An 18,904-nucleotide genomic window follows, 5' to 3' on the forward strand; every position below is an offset into this window, starting at 1 on the left:
ATGAGATATCTGAGATATATATTTTTATTGATAGGTGCCGCGATCTGGATCGTGGCTTTAAGTCCTGACCTGAGTTCGAAAATGACAGCTCAGGATAGTTACAGGTTTGGCGACCTGTACAGACTTTCCAATTTAAGTCAGTTTAAAGATCCAAGAGCAGCTTGTCCCGACTATAAAGCACCTGCCAAAAGCACTTCAAAGAAAGTTCACCTTTACCTGATTGGTGATAGTTTCACGGAAAAAGAACGCGTAGGCCAAAAAGATTTTGCGGCAGATGCTTACACAAATGTGCGCTGGGGAGAAGTTCTGCATTTCAAACCTGACCCTGCGGAAGTAAACATCTTGCTGATTGAATCAGTAGAACGTCATTTCAGGGATAAATTCACTGCCGGTCCGCTAACCAATCTGGTTGCTGATTCCGCAACATTTGTTAACAGAAATTTCGATCAGCCTTTCATGAATAAACTTGATGATGCATTCAGGTCGAAATCCACAGAAGGAAGATTGGACGAAATTTTGTTTCAAAACGATTTTGTCCTTGCTTTGAAACAGCTTAAAGCAGACTTTAATTACAAAATTTTTAATCGTGTAAATAAAGAAGTTACCCGGGTTAACGATGACAAAAACATTGTCTATTACATGGACACAGATACCGATACCACAAAACTGACCTCCTCATTTTCAGAACTATCCAATTCAGAAGTCGATTCTTTGGTTATTCACTTAAATAAAAGCAGGGAAATCGCTTTGAAACTGGGTTTTGATGCTGTGGTTCTTTCCATTATTCCCAACAAAGTTTCGGTATTAATGCCTGATTATGGGCATTATAATAGTCTGATAGACAAAGTTTACTCCCACCCCGCCCTTGAAATTCCATACATTGATGTGTATCAGGATTTCAGAAAAATGGGAGACCGTGCTTACCTTAAAGGTGATTCGCACTGGACTTGCGCAGGACAGTATTTATGGCTGAATAAGGCCAATCAAACAATAAATCAGCTGGCCAACAAACCAATATTATAGATTTGCTAATCAGCTGACTTCAGTTCTACAAACTCAGGTTTCTTAAAGATTTTCCATTTTCTTGGTTAATTTCCCCACCGTAAGTCCCTGTACAATGATTGAGAACAGGACCACAAAATAGGTTATGGCTAGAAATAGGTCTTTGTGTAAGTGATCATCGATTGATAAGGCCAGGGCAACGGAAACACCTCCCCGTAAACCACCCCAAACCAGAATCGTTATTGATTTACGGCCAAAGCGATTTTTAAAAGGTATAATTTTAACAGGAATATATATAGACAGAAACCTTGCCAGAAGCACTACTACAATCGCAATCATACCAACCACTGCATATTGTTTAAGATCAGGTATAAGTAATAATTCCAGGCCAATAATAAGGAACAAAATCGCATTCAGGATTTCATCGATAAGCTCCCAGAATTTGTCGATATAATCACGCTCATCTTCCGAAACGCCACCCAGATTCTTACCATAATTACCTACAACCAGACCAGCAGCAACCATCGCCAGCGGACCGGACATGTGGAGTGCCTGCGCAGCAAGATGGCCGCCCATCACAATGGCCAGGGTAATCAGCACGTGTACATTGTAACCATCGACCCGGTAGATCATCTGAGAACCTACAAAACCAAGCAACAAGCCTAATACAATTCCTCCGAGCGCTTCTTTCGCAAGCAGCAAAGAAATCCCGCTAAATGACGTATTCACTTCTTCACCTCTGGCAAGAGCAAGCATCACAATAAAAATCACTACGGCCATTCCGTCGTTGAAAAGCGACTCACCCGCAATTTTTGTTTCCAGGGATTTTGGTACGCCTGCTTGTTTTAAGATCCCCAAAACAGCAATGGGATCGGTGGGAGAAATGAGCGCTCCAAATACCAGACATTGAATAAAAGGAACGGTCATTCCAAAAATCGGAAGAATATGATACACAAGGAAACCAACTATAAATGTGGACATCACCACACTTACGGTTGAAAAAACAACAATAGGCATCCGCTGCTCTTTCAGGTCTTCAAGATGTATGTGGATAGCGCCGGCAAACAGCAAAAAGTTAAGCATTGCTCCCATCAGGATTTCAGTCAGATCGACACTTGCGATAAGCCTGGTGATCCTGTCAAAGGTATGAGGGAAAATATTATCTGTTGCCAGCAAACCAAGTGAAACCAGTAGCGCAATGACCATGATTCCGATAGAAGCAGGCAGCTTTAAAAACCGGGCGTTAATGTAAGAAAAGATTGCAGAGAGAACGATGAGGGCAGAAAATGAATAGTATAATTCCATAAGACTAATATTTGTACTAGCCCAAAATAGGAAAATTATGGCAGATATGAAAGGTGAAGAAGGAGTAAAAAGGTACTTCTAATGGTATTCTAATTTTAGATTATTTATGGATAAATAACTTAATTCTTTATAGATTGGGAGTATCAGGATTGTCGGAAAACCACCCTCCTTTTACATATTAATAAATGCTTTCCCATAATAATTTATTCAAAATATATTTATCTTCCCATATATAAAGCCGCAAATATTTGATTTATATCAGTTGTTCTTACAATTATAATTGTGCCTCCATTGTGGCTGACGGTGAGGTTGGTCCGTCCGAGAGTAGGATTGTTAAAAGCCGGACATACCTGAAGCGGCTTCGAATGGCACAGTTTTACTACATCTTATTTCTGTAATGTGGCAATTGATAAGAAACAGAAGCACTTACATTTAGCAACCAGCGATAACCAAAGAAAATATGAGTTCTTTTAAAGTTGAAATTCTCTCTTTTAATACAATTAATGAATTGCCAGGCTCCTGGGAAACGACCGACTATCTTGCCCTGCTGAATAACATGGATTACTCCAATCCGGAGGAAATCAAAGAAAGCGAACTTAAGGAAATGTGCCTGATGTCACTAACGGACTATGAACCGGCCGAATCCGCCAAAATCGTTTTAGACTACGTAATTCAGGATAGACTGACAGACGGCCAGATAGAAAATCTTTCTCATGAAATCCTCACTGAAAAACTTTGGGAGGAATATCCGGAACTGTCTTTACACCCGGATTTTTTCAGAGCTACACAACTTTTATATCAGGCCTACAATGGTAAATTCCCAAGGGCGGAAGGCGTTCAGTTTCAGATGAAGATTACTGGGGACGTATCCATTTTTGAGGAAAACCCGGAAGCTCCGGTTGTAAGATTGCTGGCTGCAGGCATGTCGGATCACAGTCTGATTCACCGGTTATTTTCTGATCAGGTGGAAGGTACCAGCTTCAAAGAGGCCGAAAGCATACTTTGGCAGCTAAACACAATTTCAAAGGAAGCTGATTCGGTAACTTTTGAAGTAGTGAGCTCGTCTTACTGGCTTGATGAAATCAAATACGCAGATTCTTTCGAAGCAGAGTCTCACGCAGATATTGCGGTTGAAGAAGAGGACTAATTAGTTTTAAAACGAAGAAGCCGGATTTATGCGGAAAGTCTTTCTGTATTTGTCCGGCTTTTTTTATGATGATTTTTATTAATAAATAACAAACCATATTCCGGCAATAAAATTTAAGAAAAACTGCTTACTTTCAGACCAATATCTTTTCACTCTGCAAATATTGATCTGAACCTATGTCCTTTTTCCGACTCTTCCTTTGCCTGATTATTTCACTCCCTTTAACTGCACAATATCAAACTCGTTTTGAAAAAAGTGGCGGAAAGCAGACACCAACTTACGAAGAGGGCATTGCGTTTTATAAACTTCTTGCCAAGAACTTTCCTCAGATACAAATTGCAGAAAAAGGTCTGACTGACAGCGGCAAACCATTGCACCTGGTACTCTATTCCCGAAACAAAAACTTTGACATAAAAAAACTAAAATCCCAGGGAAAAGCTATTCTGTTGATTAATAACGCCATACATCCGGGAGAACCAGATGGTGTGGATGCGTCGATGATGCTGTTACGTGACATCGCCCTTAATCCGGGCAAATTCCCTGAAATGGACAGCGTTGTATTGGCAATCATTCCTTTTTATAACATTGGCGGTGCACTAAACAGAAACAGTACAACACGTACCAATCAGGATGGCCCGGAAGAATATGGCTTTCGCGGAAATGCCAGGAATTTTGATCTCAACCGCGATTTTATCAAAAACGACACACGTAATGCAAAAAGTTTTGCCGGAATTTTTCATGAGCTCGATCCTGACCTTTTTGCAGATACTCACGTAAGCAACGGCGCTGACTACCAATATGTAATGACGCTGGATTACGCACAAAAGGACAAACTTGGAGGGCCGCTGGGCGATTTTAATGACAAGGTTTTTCTTCCTTATATGTATAAACATTTAAAAGAAGCAGGATTTGAGTCCACACCTTACGTAAATGCTTACGGGCAAACACCCGACAAAGGTTTTGTTCAGTTTCCGGATTGGCCACGTTACTCGACAGGTTATGCGGCGCTGTTTCATACGATTGGTGTAATGACGGAAACACATATGCTAAAACCTTACGAACAGCGTGTCAAATCCACTTACGCTTACCTGCACGGAAATCTGAAATTCCTGGCTACAACACGTTCACAGATCATGCGGTTACGTAAGGAAACAAAAGAAGCAGTAAAAACACAGGAAAAATTTGCTGTTACCTGGCAGGTCAATAAGGACAAAAAAACAGATATCACTTTTAAAGGTTTCGAACCCGAATATATTCCAAGTAAAGTAAGCGGGCTTAACCGCCTTCACTATGACCGTACCAAACCTTTTACCAAAACAATTCCTTTTTATGACACTTACGAACCGCTTGATGTCATAATAAAACCTGAGGCATATATCATTCCGCAGGGTTGGTTCAATATTATCGATCTTTTGAAACTTAACAAAGTGGAGATGAAAAAGCTTGAGAAGGATACGGAAATGGATGTGGAGGCTTACTATATTACCGACTATGAATCTCCCAAACAGCCTTTCGAAGGACACTACTGGCATACCGGCGTTACATTTAAAACAGTAAAAACAAAAGTAAGTTTCAAAAAGGGCGACTGGTATATTCCTGTAAACCAATGGACTAACCGTTATATCATCGAAACGCTTGAACCTAAGGCAGTCGATTCTTTTTTCAAGTGGAATTTTTTTGATACTATACTTCAGGCGAAAGAACATTTCTCAGCTTATGTTTTTGAAGACCTTGCCACAGCGCTTCTGGAAAAATCACCGGAATTAAAGAAAAAGCTGGAAGACAAGAAAAAGACTGAACCTGAATTTGCCAAAAGCGGAGAAGCGCAGCTTAATTTTATTTACGAAAACTCGGATTATGCAGAAAAAGGATATCGCAGGTATCCGGTTTTCAGGGTTATGGCAAAATAAAAATCAGATTTTCAAACGGTTAGGTCTGTCCGCCCAGCCCTGAACGTTACAACATTGAACGTTTAAAGATAGCATGCTGTTATGAACCCGATGTCAGCTGAGACTTATTCAGTTGACATCGATACATTTTTGCTCTTTCCATTTTGAATTGATTTGGTGGAGCGTCTTAACAAAACCAAATGACATTTCAAGATTTAGAACTCATCGAGCCTATTTCAAAGGCTCTGACAGAAGAAGGCTACACAACACCCACCCCAATTCAGTCAAAAGCAATTCCCCTTATTTTACAGCAAAGAGATCTTTTGGGATGTGCGCAAACGGGAACAGGTAAAACAGCCGCCTTCGCAATACCAATTTTACAGCTGCTCACGAATAGTCCGATCAATAAGTCGGAAAGAAGCAGGATCAGAACATTGATCCTGACACCTACCCGCGAACTTGCGATTCAGATTGGCGAAAGTTTTGCTGCTTACGGTCGCCACACGGGTATCAAACATACGGTAATTTTCGGCGGTGTAGGTCAAAAGCCGCAGACAGATGCTTTACGAAGCGGAGTTGATGTGCTGATTGCAACACCCGGACGTTTACTGGATTTGATCAACCAGGGATTTATTAAATTAAACCAGCTGGAAATATTTGTTTTAGATGAAGCAGACCGTATGCTGGACATGGGTTTTGTCCATGATGTAAAAAAAGTTATTAAACTTTTACCTGCAAAACGTCAGTCTTTGTTTTTCTCAGCTACCATGCCTCCTGCGATTATGGTCCTTGCAGACACCATTCTGACTAATCCAGCGAAAGTTGAAGTAACTCCGATTTCATCAACTGCGGATACGATCAAACAATCTCTTTTTTATGTAGACAAATCAGACAAAAATTCTTTGCTGCTGCATATTCTTGAAGATTCTACGATAGCTACTGCTTTGGTTTTCACACGTACCAAACATGGTGCTGACAAGGTGGTAAAAGTGCTGCGTAAAGCGGGTGTTACTTCCGAAGCGATTCATGGTAACAAGTCTCAAAATGCACGTCAGAATGCGTTGAAAAACTTTAAGAGCCAGACAACACGTGTCCTTGTAGCAACCGATATCGCCGCAAGAGGAATTGATGTTGATGATTTAACACACGTGATTAATTACGAAATCCCTAATATTCCGGAAACATACGTTCACCGGATAGGAAGAACAGGCCGCGCGGGTGCAAAAGGAACAGCACTTTCGTTTTGTGATGTAGAAGAAAAACCATTTCTGAAAGACATCCACAAACTGATTGCTAAAAATATCCCGATCGAGAAAAACCACCCTTTTGATACCGGAAGATATTAAGCTGCACACAGCAATTGAACTGTTGCAGGCATAAAAATAAAGACCACAAAGATTGATGAACTTTTGTTCGGTCCGTCTTTGTGGCTTTTATTGTGAAAAGTGAGATGTGAAAAGTAAAACGGTACAAGCTTACATTTCACTTCTCACTTTTCACATTTCACTAAATACCGTAAAATGACAAAAAATACCTACTCCGACATATCATTAAGTCAGATGCAGGAAATAATCCGTAAGCGGAGTGACGCGGTTTTGGTGGATGTAAGGGAAGTATGGGAGTTTGAAGAATTTAATGAGGGCGGCTTAAATATTCCCCTTGCAGAAATCAGAGAAAAACGTGAGCTTGTTTCTCGATACAAAACCATCATTGTAATCTGTACCAATGGCGTAAGAAGCAAAGTTGCCGCGATGGATTACTGCCGTATATCGGAATGGAACGACAAGGTCATATTACATGTAAAGGGAGGGATTATTGAGTCGGAGTAACTTCACGATCAAATTCTCCGTTCATTCCTATACATCAAACCTCAACTTCTCCTTCATAAACCTTCACAGCCGGTCCAATCAGATAAATATCATCAAACTTTCCGGCAGCCGGTTCATTGTAATCTACTTCCAGAGTTCCGCCAAGCGTTTCAACGGTAATCGCTCCCTCCCATCCTTCACGAATGTGCGCAGATAGTGCACAAGCAGTAACGCCCGTACCGCAGGAATAAGTCTCATCTTCTACGCCACGTTCGTACGTTCTCACACTGAGATGATTGTCGTCAAGAACCTGAACAAAATTTACGTTGGTACCTCCGGCCGGACCGAAAACAGGGCCATAACGAATATCTTTCCCAATATCCACTACTTCTACATCCTTAATATTATCAACGTAGGTTACGTAATGAGGCGAGCCGGTATTCATAAAATCGTACTCATCATGCAGCTCCACAGCATTCACAGGAGACATTCTCAATCTGATGATGTCCGTAGTTGCTGTTGCCTCATGAGGCCCGTCTACCGCTATAAACGACGTACTGTTTTCAAACAATCCCAGATCATGAGCAAATCTGACCACGCAGCGACCGCCATTTCCGCACATACTTCCTTCACCTCCATCTGCATTGAAATAAACCATCCGAAAATCGTATCCGTCTGCATTTTGCAACAATATCAATCCATCGGCTCCAATTCCAAAACGGCGATGACAAAGTGAAGCTATCAATTCCTGTGAGGCTGGAAAAGATCCCGAACGGTCATCGATCATAACGAAGTCGTTGCCTGTTCCCTGGTATTTATAGAAGGTAGTTTTCATAAAAAGCTTTTAGCTGATAGCTTTTAGCGATTAGCTTGCGCTAGTATTGTAAAGAAAACAAAACAGTGTAAATCCATTAATTTAATTGGAAGTCCAATTTTTTAAACAGATTAATTCTACTAACAAATTAAAAAAACTGAATATTAGTTCACACCTGAAAAGCTAAATGCTAACAGCTCTTGGCTAATGACTAATAAAAAGCCCTGCAAGAGTTAAATCGTTGCAGGGCTCCAAATTTCTAAGCTGACGGCTGTATTAAGCTTTTGCTACTTTAAGCTCCTTAATACGAGCAGCTTTACCCTGACGGCCACGAAGGAAGAACAGACGTGCACGGCGTACTTTACCGCGACGAAGCAATTCGATTTTAGCTATACTTGGGGAAAGAATTGGGAAAACACGTTCTACCGCTATTCCGTTTGATATTTTACGTACTGTGAAAGTTTCACCGCTCGCGCTAAGGTTACGGCGTTGCATTACAGTACCCTGAAATTGCTGAATACGCTCTTTGTTACCTTCTCTGATCTTAACGTGTACGTTGATCGTGTCGCCTGATTTAAATTCAGGATACTCGGATTTACGATTTTCAATCGTAGCTTCTACGAGTTTAATAAGTTCGCTCATGACGAATGATTTTAATAATTTAAATAAATTGAGCTTGCTTCCAGCGGATGAGGTGACGCCCCTTCATTCAAAACAGCTTTTGAGAAAACGAGTGCAAAGCTAATTTTTTTTATCGTTAAAAGAAAGTGTTACACAGTTTTATCAGGAAATAAATACTGCATTCCCCGATAAATAATGAGCAGAGCCGCAGAGCGGCGCAATATTTGTGGAAATTGCAACTCAGGAGAACAAAAAGTGCATCGCACCGTAATATTAGCCCAATGAAAATATTCAAAACAGAACAGATCAGACAAGCCGACGCATACACGATTGCCAATGCACCCATTTCATCACTCGACCTGATGGAACGTGCTTCAAACACTTTTGTGCGCTGGTTTTGCAACCAGTTTGTAAATACCCGTCCGATAGGTATTTTTTGCGGAAAAGGAAATAATGGCGGCGACGGCCTCGCCATAGCTCGTTTGCTTTCAGAAAAAGCCTATCAGGTAAAAGTATATATTGTTGAACACAGCGAAGATGCCTCCGAAGACTTTCACGCAAATTTTATCCGGCTCGAAAATCATTTAACCTCGTTCAAAATTCATTCAGAAGTAGACCTTCCTCAAATTCCGGCAAACATGGTTATTATTGATGCCATGCTTGGATCAGGACTTTCAAGAGCCGCAACTGGGATTCTGGCAGAGGTGATTCAAAAATTAAATGATGCTCCAAATAAAATTGTTTCGGTAGACATCGCCAGCGGATTGTATGCCGACAGGCAAAATGAAAAGGAAGACGCCATTATCAAACCGCACTGTACAGTTTCCTTTCAGTTTCCCAAACTCGCCTTTATGATGCCTCAAAATGCGGAGTTTGTTGGCAATTGGTTTGTAGCTGACATAGGTTTGTCCGAAAATTTTATTTCAGCTACGCCGACTTCCTATTTTTACACGGATAAATCTGAGGCTGAATGCAAAATCATCCCCAGAAAAAAGTTTTCACATAAAGGCACCTTTGGACATGGACTTATTCTGGCCGGTAGTCATGGAAAAATGGGAGCGGCAATTCTTTCAGGACGGGCGTGTTTACGATCTGGTATCGGTTTACTGTCAATGCACATTCCCGGCTGCGGTTATGAAATTATGCAGATTTCAATTCCTGAGGCAATGGTAACAGTTGATCCGGATCATAAACATTTATCCAAATTACCTCAAATCGAATCTTATTCTGCGATTGGAATCGGACCGGGTGTAGGAAAAGAAAAAGTTACCGTACAATTACTGGCAACATTATTAAAACAAATAAAAACCAGGCTCCTCATCGATGCGGACGCACTGAACATTCTTTCTGAAAACCCCTACTTACTTGACCATCTACCCGAAAAAACAGTATTAACCCCGCATCCAAAGGAATTTCAACGACTCGCCGGTGAAAGTAAAAATGAATATGAACGGTTAGAGTTAGCTCGTGATTTCGCAAAAAAACATAAAGTTATCATCTGTCTCAAGGGAGCAAATACCGCAGTCGTTTTAAGTAACGGAGATGTCCATTTTAATTCAACCGGAAATGCCGGAATGGCCACCGGCGGAACCGGAGACGTTTTGACAGGAATTATAACTTCTTTGCTGGCACAAGGCTACGAACCGGAAGACGCTGCCATTTTGGGTGTTTACCAACACGGACTAGCTGGCGATAAGGCATCAGAAATAAAAGGACAATCAGCTATGATCGCTTCGGATGTAATTGATAAGCTGGGTTGGTAGAGAAAAAAATATTATATTTAATTTTGTCAAAACTTATCTCAATGGAACATCTCGAGAGAATAACTGTAAATCCCTTAATCGCACATGGCAAGCCGTGTATTAGAGGAATGCGGTGGCCGGTAGAGGTCATTATGGATATGTTAGGTTCCGGAATGTTACCTGGTGAAATTATAGAAGATCATCCTGAGTTAGAATTAAACGACATATTCGCTTGTCTTAATTATGCAAAACTTTTGGTTTCCGGCCGTACCATCAGTGAAGCTGCGTGATGAATTTTTTATGTGACGTACATATTTCAATTAAACTGGTTAAATATTTAATCAGTGTTAATCACAGCGCACTCCATGTGAATCAGATGCCGGACAGGTAGTTTACTGCCGATGCAGCGATCTGTCAATTTGCCGATGAACAAAACTTAATTGTCATCACTAAGGATGAAGATTTCAGAAACTCCTTTTTACTTTCGCGGACACCGAGAAAATTGGTAAAAATAGTTCTTGGAAATATCTCTAACCAGATTCTCATAGAGTTAATCGAGAAAAACCTGCCGCTAATTTCTAAGTTAAATAACGAAAATGGCTTTTATCTGGAGTTAAGCGAGTATCCAAGTGTTTACACTTTCTAGAAAATTATATTGACCCCGGCAAAAAAGAAAGAAGGTTTTCTAAAATGTCTCAAATGGTATAAAAAAAACTTAAATGTTGAAACATCTAACTCATCAGCTGGTAAACTGCAAATGCGGAGACATACGCCAATACAGTTAGATAAGCCAGCTGGATCATTGGCCATTTCCAGCCATGTGTTTCGCGATAAACTACTGCGATGGTGCTCATGCACATCATGGCGAAAACGTAAAATATTAAAAGGGAATAACATACAGCCGGTGTATACATCGGGCCTCCTGTTTCAGGATTTTTTTCCTGAATTAGCCTTTGCTTTACAGTCAGCACATCTTCTGTATCACCACTGATACTGTATATCGTTGCCATCGTTCCAACGAAAACTTCCCTTGCAGCAAAAGAAGCCAATAAGGCAATTCCAATTTTCCAGTCATAACCCAACGGACGAATGGCCGGTTCGATAAAACGACCGAAACTTCCTGCATAAGAATTTTCCAACCTTGCCGAAGCAATGGCAGCGTCAATTTGTTCCTGTGGTTTTTGAGCCATTTGTTGCTGTGCCTGTGCTGCTGCTGCTTCCATTTTATCTCCCGGCCCATAGGAAGCAAGTACCCAAAGAATAATAGATATGGCCATAATGATCTTACCTGCCTCAAAAACAAATGATTTTACGCTTTCATACATCGTAAAACCCACATGTCCCCAGCGGGGAAGTTTGTACGTTGGAACTTCAAGCATAAAATAACTTGGCTCTGTTCTTTTCAAAAAAAGAGATAACAACCAGGCTGAAAGCAACGCCCCGACCAGGCCCAGAAAATACAAACCCAGCAAAACCAAACCCTGCATGTTCAAAATTCCAAAAACCTTTGTTGACGGGACAACAAGCGCTATCAGAATGGCAAAAATCGGTAAACGGGCAGAGCAGCTCATGAGAGGCGTTACCAAAATCGTAATCAGGCGCTCATAGCGGCTGCTGATACTGCGGGTTGTCATAATTGCAGGTACAGCACAGGCCACACCTGAAATCAATGGAACAACACTCCTGCCGTTCAATCCAAACTTACGCATCAGTTTATCCATGATAACCATCACACGTGCCATGTAACCGGATTCCTCTAAAATGGCAACCAGACCAAAAAGAATAGCTATTTGCGGAATGAAGATAATGATACCACCAATTCCAGCCAGAATCCCGTCTGTAATGAGATCATTTAAAACGCCTTCCGGCAAGATGCCTTTTACCCATTCAATCGTTGCTGCGGTACCGGCATCAATCAGATCCATCGGATAAGATGCCCAGGCAAAAATGGCCTGAAATATAACCAGCAGCACAAAAATAAAAGTAACATAACCCCAAAACGGGTGAAGCAAAATAGCGTCCAGCTTTCTCGTCCAGTAAGGTGGTTCAATACCCCCCTCCGACTTTACTGCTTTTGATACAATGGGTTTTATCTTTTCATATCGCGCAATTGTCTCAGTAGCCAGAAAATGGTTTTCATCAAAACCATATTTCTCGATCAAACCATCCAGTTTAACCCGAGCAGGCTGTTCCAGAAAAGAAAAATTGTCGTGCTGACAAACATATTGAAGGGCCACATAATCATTGTCCAGATGATAATATGATTTAACCTCTTCAATCAATTTTCCTTCATTTTCCGTTGGCTCGTAAAAATATGTGAGTGCAGGTTTAAACTTTTGATCCAAAACCTGTGAAACAGCATCATTAAGATTGACAATTCCTTCACCCGTACGCGCGTTGATTCTAACCACCGGGACCTTCAACTGCATAGCCAGCTGAACCGCGTTGACAGTTAAATTCATGCTGCTAGCCACATCCAGCATGTTTAACGCCAAAACAGCAGGTATTCCCAGATCATTTATTTCGGTAAAAAGAAGGAGATTTCGTTGAAGATTAGAGGCGTCGGCCACTACGATGATGACAGACGGGAAATCAGGATGCTTTGGGTTGGCAAGAATATCCATTACCACAGTTTCATCCTTTGATTTAGGATAAATACTATATGTACCAGGCAAATCTACAAGTGTCACTTCCCGGATAAGCTGATTGCCTGAACCTTTTAAATTATATGTCCCTGATTTTTTCTCAACAGTTACCCCCGGAAAATTTCCCGTTTTTTGACGTAATCCTGTTAAAGCATTAAATAATGTAGATTTGCCGGCATTGGGGTTGCCGACAAGCGCAATTTTGATATTTTCTGATTTCAATGGAAAGCAATAAATTAAAGGGGATTCACACTCACTCGATTACTATTGCCGATGCTTCATTCAGGCGAAGAGAAAGACAATAATTACCTCCAACGTTAATACAAATCGGATCTCCAAACGGAGCAATAGCATCCAGACGAACCTCACATCCCGGTAAACATCCCATTTCCAGTAATTTCAAAGACATTACTTTATCTGAAAACGATTTAATTATCCCTTTTTCGCCCTTTTTAAGATGAGATACTGTTTTGACCGGCATACACCCCCTTATTTAGATTAAATATACTTAAACTGCAAATTAAGCATTATCAGTCCGTAATTCAAACTATTACTTTGCATTTGACTCAAAACCTCATCTTCATCATATAAAATCCTGACTATTTTATTATCACCCTGAGCCTTTATGTAGTACTTTTGCAGCACGAAAACGAAGAAGGGAAGAGAAGAAGATTAACCACTGTGCAGATAGCCAGGCGCCAACTGCCGACCGTAAAATTGTATTGAACGAGATAAAAACCCTCATTTGGAAGGAATTCACGCTGGAATGGCGACAGAAATACGCTTTGAGCGGTATGTTACTATACGTCGTTAGTACGGTGTTCGTTTGTTATCTCAGTTTTAATCTTCGCCGTAATCAGCTTACACCAATTGTCTGGAACACGCTTTTTTGGATTATCATACTTTTTGCTGCGGTTAATGCAATTGCAAAAAGTTTTTCCCAGGAAAGATATGGCCGGCTGATTTACTATTACAACCTTTGCAGCCCGCAGGCAATCATTATATCCAAGATTATTTACAATTCATTTGTAATGCTTTTTTTGTCGGGTATAGGTTTTATTTTTTATGCTTTTGTAATGGGTAATCCGGTAGGTGATATCGGACTTTATCTTATTTGTATCGCTCTGGCAGCGATCGGCTTCGCATCCGTGCTGACACTTGTCGCAGGAATTGCATCCAAAGCCGACAACAGCGCCACGCTGATGGCCGTGCTAAGCTTTCCTATTATTTTGCCAATGCTTTTAATGACGATAAGACTGGCAAAAAATGCGTTGGATGGCCTGGACTGGAGTGTCAGCAATGATGAAATAATCACACTATTATCAATAGATTTAATTGTGGTAACGTTAAGTTACCTGCTTTTTCCCTATTTGTGGAGAAGCTGATTTTGATTTAAGTAAACTGTTTGATTTAATAATGAGAAAGATTTGGTGGAAAATCCTTTGCATAGTTTTGCTTTTCTATGTCATTTTTATGGGATTGATGGGCCCGGTACCGCACCTGCCTATACTGAATGAAAGTATTCGCAATACCTATTTTCATGTAGCACTGTGGCTGGCAATGACCACGCTCCTTTTCAGCTCCATGATTTATTCGCTGATGTATCTGAGAAGCAGTAACATCAAACACGATGATATTGCCAGCGAACTGGCCAAATCGGGATTATTTTACGGCATTTTGGGTTGTCTGACCGGATCGGTCTGGGCGAATTTTACCTGGGGAGATCCATGGCCAAATGATCCGAAACTGAATGGAGCTGCGGTTGGAATTTTAATTTATCTGGCCTATCTGTTATTAAGAAGTTCTTTCGAAGACGAACAGCGCCGTGCGCGGATTGCATCGGTTTACAACATATTTGCCTTTGCCGTTTTTGTTCCGTTGATCTACATCCTTCCGCGCCTGACTGATTCTTTACATCCGGGAAGTGGCGGAAACAGCACTTTTAGTTCATACGATATGAACAGTGACTTACGAATGGTGTTTTATCCGGCAATTATCGGCTGGATACTTTTAGGTTTATGGCTTACCGAACTACGTGTTAGAATTAAAAGGATCAACCGGTTAAGAGAAGAAGAATTTACGAAGGCCAGTTAAAGCCTACAGTAAAACACACATTTTCATAAAAGAGTAAACATTTCAAAACAAAAATTCGTTAAGAATTTAGTGTACTATGAACAACATGAAAAGATTTTTTTCCCTTCTGCTTTCACTGCTGATTATATCTGGAAATCTGATGGCGCAAACTGCTGCCGGTGACGCCGTTCCTATGGCTGATAAATTGCGGGAGGATGGCAAAATATGGGTCGTGGTGACCGTAATTGCCGTTGTATTTGCAGGAATTGTTATCAATATGCTCCGTCTGGAATCGAAAGTCAGCAAAATTGAAAAAGATTTAAACATTAAGTAAAAGTTATGAAGAAGATCCAAATATTTGGCCTTGTAATTATAGCGGTCGCCATCGGAATTATTATTTCAACTGCCGGAGACGCAAGTACTTATGTAGATTTTTCCAAAGCTCAGGAAATGGCTTCCAGCGGAGATGATGAGAGCATACACGTTGTAGGAAAATTGAAGAAAAATACTGCCGGACAAATCCTCGAAATGGAGTATCAGCCGGAAGTTGATCCTAACTACTTCACTTTCACATTGATCGACAATAACAACGTCTCGCAGAAGGTTGTGTATAAAAGCACGAAACCACAGGATTTTGATAAATCAGAACAGGTTGTGGTAGTCGGTAAAATGCAGAACGGCACATTCGCTGCCGAAAAAATACTGATGAAATGCCCATCAAAATACGAAAACGGAAAACTGGAAACCACTGAGGCTACCGCATCTAAATCATGATCCATACTACCATAGGAAGTGCAGGACACCTGCTGGTAATTATTGCCTTTGTAACGGCCCTTGTAGCGACTTTTGCATACTTTAAAGCCGGTATGACCAACGCCGCTATCGATGAACAATTAACCTGGAAGCGGTTTGCACGTGCCACCTATTTTTTACACGTCGTTGCTGTTCTTGGTGTTGTTTTTTCATTATACTGGATTATCGGAAACCACTATTTTGAGTATCATTACGCATGGAAAAATTCCTCACTTTCGTTGCCGGCTGGTTATACCATATCGAGTTTTTGGCAGGATCAGGAAGGAAGTTTTCTTTTGTGGATTTTCTGGAATGTCGTTTTAGGTTCTATTCTTATTTTCAGTAACCGTTCATGGGAAGCGCCCGTGATGACGGTTTTTGCGTTGGTTCAGGCTTTTCTTACATCTATGATTTTGGGGGTAGTAATTCCGGGACTTGATGTAAAAATCGGTTCAACTCCGTTTTTGCTGCTTAAAGAAGTGATGCCGGATATTCCGGTTTTTAAAATGGATCCGAATTTCATTGCCAAAGATGGTAATGGTTTAAATCCATTGCTTCAAAACTATTGGATGGTCATTCACCCTCCTACTTTGTTCCTTGGGTTTGCCTCAACCCTGATTCCATTTTCTTTCGCAATTGCAGGTTTATGGACAAAAAAAATTCAGGAATGGATTCGTCCTGCTTTACCATGGGCTCTTTTTTCAGCACTTGTGTTGGGTGTCGGTATTTTAATGGGCGCATACTGGGCTTATGAAACCCTTAACTTTGGCAGCTACTGGAACTGGGATCCTGTTGAAAACTCTTCTATCGTTCCCTGGCTTGTATTGGTTGCGGCCATACACACGATGATTATCGGACGCAAAAATGCAACCGCATTGAAAACGTCTTTTATATTAACCATTGCTACCTTTATTCTGGTTCTTTATTCAACCTTCATGACCAGAAGCGGTGTTTTGGGAAATGCCTCCGTTCACTCATTTACGGATTTAGGCTTATCAGGACAATTATTGGTTTACCTGCTTTCATTTACAATTGTATCAATCGGGCTGCTGATTTATCGCTGGAAAAGTTTACCGTCGGATGATGAAGAGGTTTCTACCTATTCCCAGGAATTCTGGATATTTATCGGGGCTACTCTGCTTTGTCTTTCCGGATTTCAAATTCTTGCCACAACTTCAATTCCGGTTTATAACAAAATAGCCGAAGCATTCGGGACAGTTCTTAATATGGCACTCCCTGCCGATCAGGTTGGACACTATAATAAATTCCAGCTTTGGTTTTTCTCACTGATCATCATTCTTACAGGCGTTGGCCAGTTCTTCTGGTGGAAACGTGTGGGCAAAGGCAAATTACAGGGACTTTACAATCCTCTATTGATTGCCTTGCTGATCAGCGCTGCGGTAATCACATTCCAGGGTGTGAAAGACATTCAATACATTGTACTTTTAACGGCTGCGATTTTTGCCATCGTTGCAAACGGAACGATTTTGCTGAATATCATTCGCGGAAATTATAGTCTGTCAGGCGGAGCAATCACGCACATTGGAATAGCACTGATGCTGATCGGAATATTATTCTCGTCTGCTTATACCAAAGTTGTTTCGATCAATAACTCGGGGCTGATGATTTCCCGCAGCGAGGAGTTTACAAATAACGACAATAAAGAAAATAAGGAAAACATCACACTCTGGCTGAACAAACCTGAAAAAATGGGTGAATACATGCTCACCTGGCGTGATGTTCGCGTAGAACCGCGTCATATTCCCGGATACATTCCAAAAAGCTGGGTTGATATTGTTGAAAATGATTACCACGCAGTGGCACTTCGCGACATTGTGGTGAACGACAAAAAATATAATTCTAAGGGAGACACGCTGGAAATTTTCCCGGAGAACTTTTATTACGAAATCGAATACAGAGAACCTTCCGGACGTGTATTTAACCTCTTTCCACGTGTACAGATAAATCCTAAAATGGGAGGAATTGTTTCATCTCCCGATATCAACCGCAAGCTGGACAAAGATCTTTATACTTATGTTTCGATGGTAACCAACCCAACTGCGGAACCTGTATGGAGCCAGACTGAGAACTTCACGGTCAACATGGCGGATACATTTTTTGTCAATGATTATGTTGCCATTCTTGACAATGTCGTACGTACTGATTCCGTAGAAGGTGTGACATTGGGAGCAGGAGACGCGGCTGTGAAAGCCATGATCCGCGTGCTGGACAACGACCATGAATTTGTTATTACTCCATCATTTGTCATCCGCGACCGTATGGTTGCCCGCAAACCCGAAGTAAATAACGATTTAGGGTTAAGAGTTCAGTTTCAGGAAATTAATCCGCAGACAGGTCAGTTTACCTTTGCTGTCAACACAACGCAAAGAGACTTTATCGTCATGAAGGCAACCGAAAAACCACTTATAAACATCCTTTGGCTTGGAACATTTGTAATGGTTATCGGTTTGGTAATGGCAACTATCAGAAGATTCAGAGATTTTATTAAAATGCGTGACAGAGAAAATGCAGCCGCAAATAAAAATAAAGACAAGATGAAACCGCAGGTTGCGTAAAGAACCTCTAAGTAATCAAAAGGGAGTTGACCATGTTTGTCAACTCCCTTTTGATTTCCTTCAATAACTTGTGTAAGTTTCCTTCCCGCTCCCCTACTCCTTCGCCCGATACTTCAATTTGTAAAATCCAATCTCTCTCTCAAAAACCATAAACCTGGTTTCGGGACATTCTTTTCTCAACTCTGTTAATTGCCTGTCTGCAAGTTTTTCGTCAAGCTGCCACAGCACAGTATTTTTAAATGAGCTATTATCCTCATCAAGTGTTTTTTGTAGCTTTTTTATTGCCGGAACTGCTTTTTCCAATCCCGGCAATAATTGCAGATCATCCAAATGTTTTACACTAAAACGAAAAACATACAATTCTCCGCTTCCTTTCTTCATCGTGTCAGCAATGGCAAACGTCTGCGTTAAGAGTTTACACGGCTGACCTTTGGCAAAATAGGACAACAAAAAAAGGAAAGGGATAAATCGATACTTCACCTGTTTGTTT

General features: G+C 40.9%; 19 protein-coding genes. 13 read left to right on the forward strand and 6 right to left on the reverse strand.

The features are described from left to right. Positions 1-1,023, forward strand: coding sequence for an alginate O-acetyltransferase AlgX-related protein (locus tag E0F88_RS08140; protein WP_131957747.1), 1,023 nt, complete (start codon positions 1-3; stop codon positions 1,021-1,023). 42 nt (positions 1,024-1,065) lie between these two features. Here the strand turns inward: E0F88_RS08140 and E0F88_RS08145 are convergent, their stop codons facing one another. Beyond that, positions 1,066-2,307 carry a cation:proton antiporter gene (locus E0F88_RS08145; RefSeq protein ID WP_131957748.1) on the reverse strand — a complete coding sequence of 414 codons (1,242 nt, stop codon included), beginning with the start codon at positions 2,305-2,307 and terminating at the stop codon, positions 1,066-1,068. A gap of 460 nt (positions 2,308-2,767) precedes the next feature. Here E0F88_RS08145 and E0F88_RS08150 point away from each other — a divergent pair, with 460 nt between their 5' ends. The 4 genes from E0F88_RS08150 to E0F88_RS08165 all read left to right on the forward strand — a co-directional run bounded on the left by E0F88_RS08150 (position 2,768) and on the right by E0F88_RS08165 (position 7,172). Continuing rightward, entirely contained in the window at positions 2,768-3,454 is a 687-nt protein-coding gene (locus E0F88_RS08150; RefSeq protein WP_131957749.1) for a hypothetical protein, read from the forward strand. Between the two features lie 176 nt (positions 3,455-3,630). Beyond that, positions 3,631-5,364, forward strand: coding sequence for a M14 family metallopeptidase (locus tag E0F88_RS08155; RefSeq protein WP_131957750.1), 1,734 nt, complete (start codon positions 3,631-3,633; stop codon positions 5,362-5,364). 179 nt (positions 5,365-5,543) lie between these two features. Beyond that, positions 5,544-6,689, forward strand: coding sequence for a DEAD/DEAH box helicase (locus E0F88_RS08160; RefSeq protein ID WP_131957751.1), 1,146 nt, complete (start codon positions 5,544-5,546; stop codon positions 6,687-6,689). A 174-nt stretch (positions 6,690-6,863) separates the two neighbouring features. Continuing rightward, on the forward strand, positions 6,864-7,172 hold the full coding sequence (locus E0F88_RS08165; RefSeq protein ID WP_131957752.1) for a rhodanese-like domain-containing protein: 309 nt from the start codon (positions 6,864-6,866) through the stop codon (positions 7,170-7,172). A gap of 34 nt (positions 7,173-7,206) precedes the next feature. Here the strand turns inward: E0F88_RS08165 and dapF are convergent, their stop codons facing one another. Together dapF and rplS are read right to left on the reverse strand one after the other, a co-directional pair. Further along, the gene (dapF, locus tag E0F88_RS08170; RefSeq protein WP_131957753.1) at positions 7,207-7,986 is read right to left on the reverse strand and encodes a diaminopimelate epimerase; all 780 of its coding nucleotides are present in this window, start codon (positions 7,984-7,986) and stop codon (positions 7,207-7,209) included. Between the two features lie 255 nt (positions 7,987-8,241). Next, positions 8,242-8,607 carry a 50S ribosomal protein L19 gene (rplS, locus tag E0F88_RS08175; RefSeq protein WP_131957754.1) on the reverse strand — a complete coding sequence of 122 codons (366 nt, stop codon included), beginning with the start codon at positions 8,605-8,607 and terminating at the stop codon, positions 8,242-8,244. A gap of 260 nt (positions 8,608-8,867) precedes the next feature. Here rplS and E0F88_RS08180 point away from each other — a divergent pair, with 260 nt between their 5' ends. From E0F88_RS08180 to E0F88_RS34230, 3 genes are all read left to right on the forward strand, one after another. Continuing rightward, on the forward strand, positions 8,868-10,349 hold the full coding sequence (locus E0F88_RS08180) for an NAD(P)H-hydrate dehydratase (protein WP_131957755.1): 1,482 nt from the start codon (positions 8,868-8,870) through the stop codon (positions 10,347-10,349). A 41-nt stretch (positions 10,350-10,390) separates the two neighbouring features. Further along, the gene (locus E0F88_RS08185; RefSeq protein WP_131957756.1) at positions 10,391-10,618 is read left to right on the forward strand and encodes a DUF433 domain-containing protein; all 228 of its coding nucleotides are present in this window, start codon (positions 10,391-10,393) and stop codon (positions 10,616-10,618) included. A 119-nt stretch (positions 10,619-10,737) separates the two neighbouring features. Next, entirely contained in the window at positions 10,738-10,974 is a 237-nt protein-coding gene (locus E0F88_RS34230; RefSeq protein WP_262709876.1) for a DUF5615 family PIN-like protein, read from the forward strand. Positions 10,975-11,059: 85 nt separating this feature from the next. On the opposite strand, the gene feoB is transcribed toward E0F88_RS34230, so the two are convergent. Then, positions 11,060-13,195, reverse strand: a complete 2,136-nt coding sequence (feoB, locus tag E0F88_RS08195) for a ferrous iron transport protein B (RefSeq protein WP_131957757.1) — start codon at positions 13,193-13,195, stop codon at positions 11,060-11,062. A gap of 31 nt (positions 13,196-13,226) precedes the next feature. Continuing rightward, the gene (locus E0F88_RS08200; RefSeq protein ID WP_131957758.1) at positions 13,227-13,454 is read right to left on the reverse strand and encodes a FeoA family protein; all 228 of its coding nucleotides are present in this window, start codon (positions 13,452-13,454) and stop codon (positions 13,227-13,229) included. 241 nt (positions 13,455-13,695) lie between these two features. Here E0F88_RS08200 and E0F88_RS08205 point away from each other — a divergent pair, with 241 nt between their 5' ends. The 5 genes from E0F88_RS08205 (at position 13,696) to ccsA (E0F88_RS08225) (ending at position 18,414) form a co-directional block, all read left to right on the forward strand. After that, complete coding sequence (locus tag E0F88_RS08205; protein WP_181956081.1) at positions 13,696-14,358, forward strand: heme exporter protein CcmB; 663 nt, start codon at positions 13,696-13,698, stop codon at positions 14,356-14,358. A 31-nt stretch (positions 14,359-14,389) separates the two neighbouring features. Continuing rightward, positions 14,390-15,067 (forward strand): cytochrome c biogenesis protein CcsA, encoded by a 678-nt coding sequence (gene ccsA / locus E0F88_RS08210; protein WP_131957759.1) that lies wholly within the window; start codon positions 14,390-14,392, stop codon positions 15,065-15,067. Positions 15,068-15,152: 85 nt separating this feature from the next. Next, positions 15,153-15,380: a CcmD family protein gene (locus E0F88_RS08215; protein WP_131957760.1), complete on the forward strand. Its 228-nt coding sequence runs from the start codon at positions 15,153-15,155 to the stop codon at positions 15,378-15,380. A gap of 5 nt (positions 15,381-15,385) precedes the next feature. Continuing rightward, positions 15,386-15,820, forward strand: a complete 435-nt coding sequence (locus E0F88_RS08220) for a cytochrome c maturation protein CcmE domain-containing protein (RefSeq protein WP_131957761.1) — start codon at positions 15,386-15,388, stop codon at positions 15,818-15,820. Next, complete coding sequence (gene ccsA, locus E0F88_RS08225) at positions 15,817-18,414, forward strand: cytochrome c biogenesis protein CcsA (protein WP_131957762.1); 2,598 nt, start codon at positions 15,817-15,819, stop codon at positions 18,412-18,414. The genes E0F88_RS08220 and ccsA (E0F88_RS08225) overlap by 4 nt, the downstream gene beginning before the upstream one ends. A 93-nt stretch (positions 18,415-18,507) precedes the next feature. Here the strand turns inward: ccsA (E0F88_RS08225) and E0F88_RS08230 are convergent, their stop codons facing one another. Beyond that, positions 18,508-18,894, reverse strand: coding sequence for a hypothetical protein (locus E0F88_RS08230; protein ID WP_131957763.1), 387 nt, complete (start codon positions 18,892-18,894; stop codon positions 18,508-18,510). Positions 18,895-18,904: the final 10 nt, after the last annotated feature.

The sequence above is a fragment of the Dyadobacter psychrotolerans genome (assembly GCF_004349265.1).
Lineage (GTDB): Bacteria > Bacteroidota > Bacteroidia > Cytophagales > Spirosomataceae > Dyadobacter > Dyadobacter psychrotolerans.

Bases quoted from the DNA above. Each gene is read 5' to 3' on its own strand.
- E0F88_RS08140 (WP_131957747.1), top strand. From the start codon at position 1: ATGAGATATCTGAGATATATATTTTTATTGATAGGTGCCGCGATCTGG.
- E0F88_RS08145 (WP_131957748.1), bottom strand. From the start codon at position 2,307: ATGGAATTATACTATTCATTTTCTGCCCTCATCGTTCTCTCTGCAATC.
- E0F88_RS08150 (WP_131957749.1), top strand. From the start codon at position 2,768: ATGAGTTCTTTTAAAGTTGAAATTCTCTCTTTTAATACAATTAATGAA.
- E0F88_RS08155 (WP_131957750.1), top strand. From the start codon at position 3,631: ATGTCCTTTTTCCGACTCTTCCTTTGCCTGATTATTTCACTCCCTTTA.
- E0F88_RS08160 (WP_131957751.1), top strand. From the start codon at position 5,544: ATGACATTTCAAGATTTAGAACTCATCGAGCCTATTTCAAAGGCTCTG.
- E0F88_RS08165 (WP_131957752.1), top strand. From the start codon at position 6,864: ATGACAAAAAATACCTACTCCGACATATCATTAAGTCAGATGCAGGAA.
- dapF (WP_131957753.1), bottom strand. From the start codon at position 7,986: ATGAAAACTACCTTCTATAAATACCAGGGAACAGGCAACGACTTCGTT.
- rplS (WP_131957754.1), bottom strand. From the start codon at position 8,607: ATGAGCGAACTTATTAAACTCGTAGAAGCTACGATTGAAAATCGTAAA.
- E0F88_RS08180 (WP_131957755.1), top strand. From the start codon at position 8,868: ATGAAAATATTCAAAACAGAACAGATCAGACAAGCCGACGCATACACG.
- E0F88_RS08185 (WP_131957756.1), top strand. From the start codon at position 10,391: ATGGAACATCTCGAGAGAATAACTGTAAATCCCTTAATCGCACATGGC.
- E0F88_RS08200 (WP_131957758.1), bottom strand. From the start codon at position 13,454: ATGCCGGTCAAAACAGTATCTCATCTTAAAAAGGGCGAAAAAGGGATA.
- ccsA (WP_131957759.1), top strand. From the start codon at position 14,390: ATGAGAAAGATTTGGTGGAAAATCCTTTGCATAGTTTTGCTTTTCTAT.
- E0F88_RS08215 (WP_131957760.1), top strand. From the start codon at position 15,153: ATGAAAAGATTTTTTTCCCTTCTGCTTTCACTGCTGATTATATCTGGA.
- E0F88_RS08220 (WP_131957761.1), top strand. From the start codon at position 15,386: ATGAAGAAGATCCAAATATTTGGCCTTGTAATTATAGCGGTCGCCATC.
- ccsA (WP_131957762.1), top strand. From the start codon at position 15,817: ATGATCCATACTACCATAGGAAGTGCAGGACACCTGCTGGTAATTATT.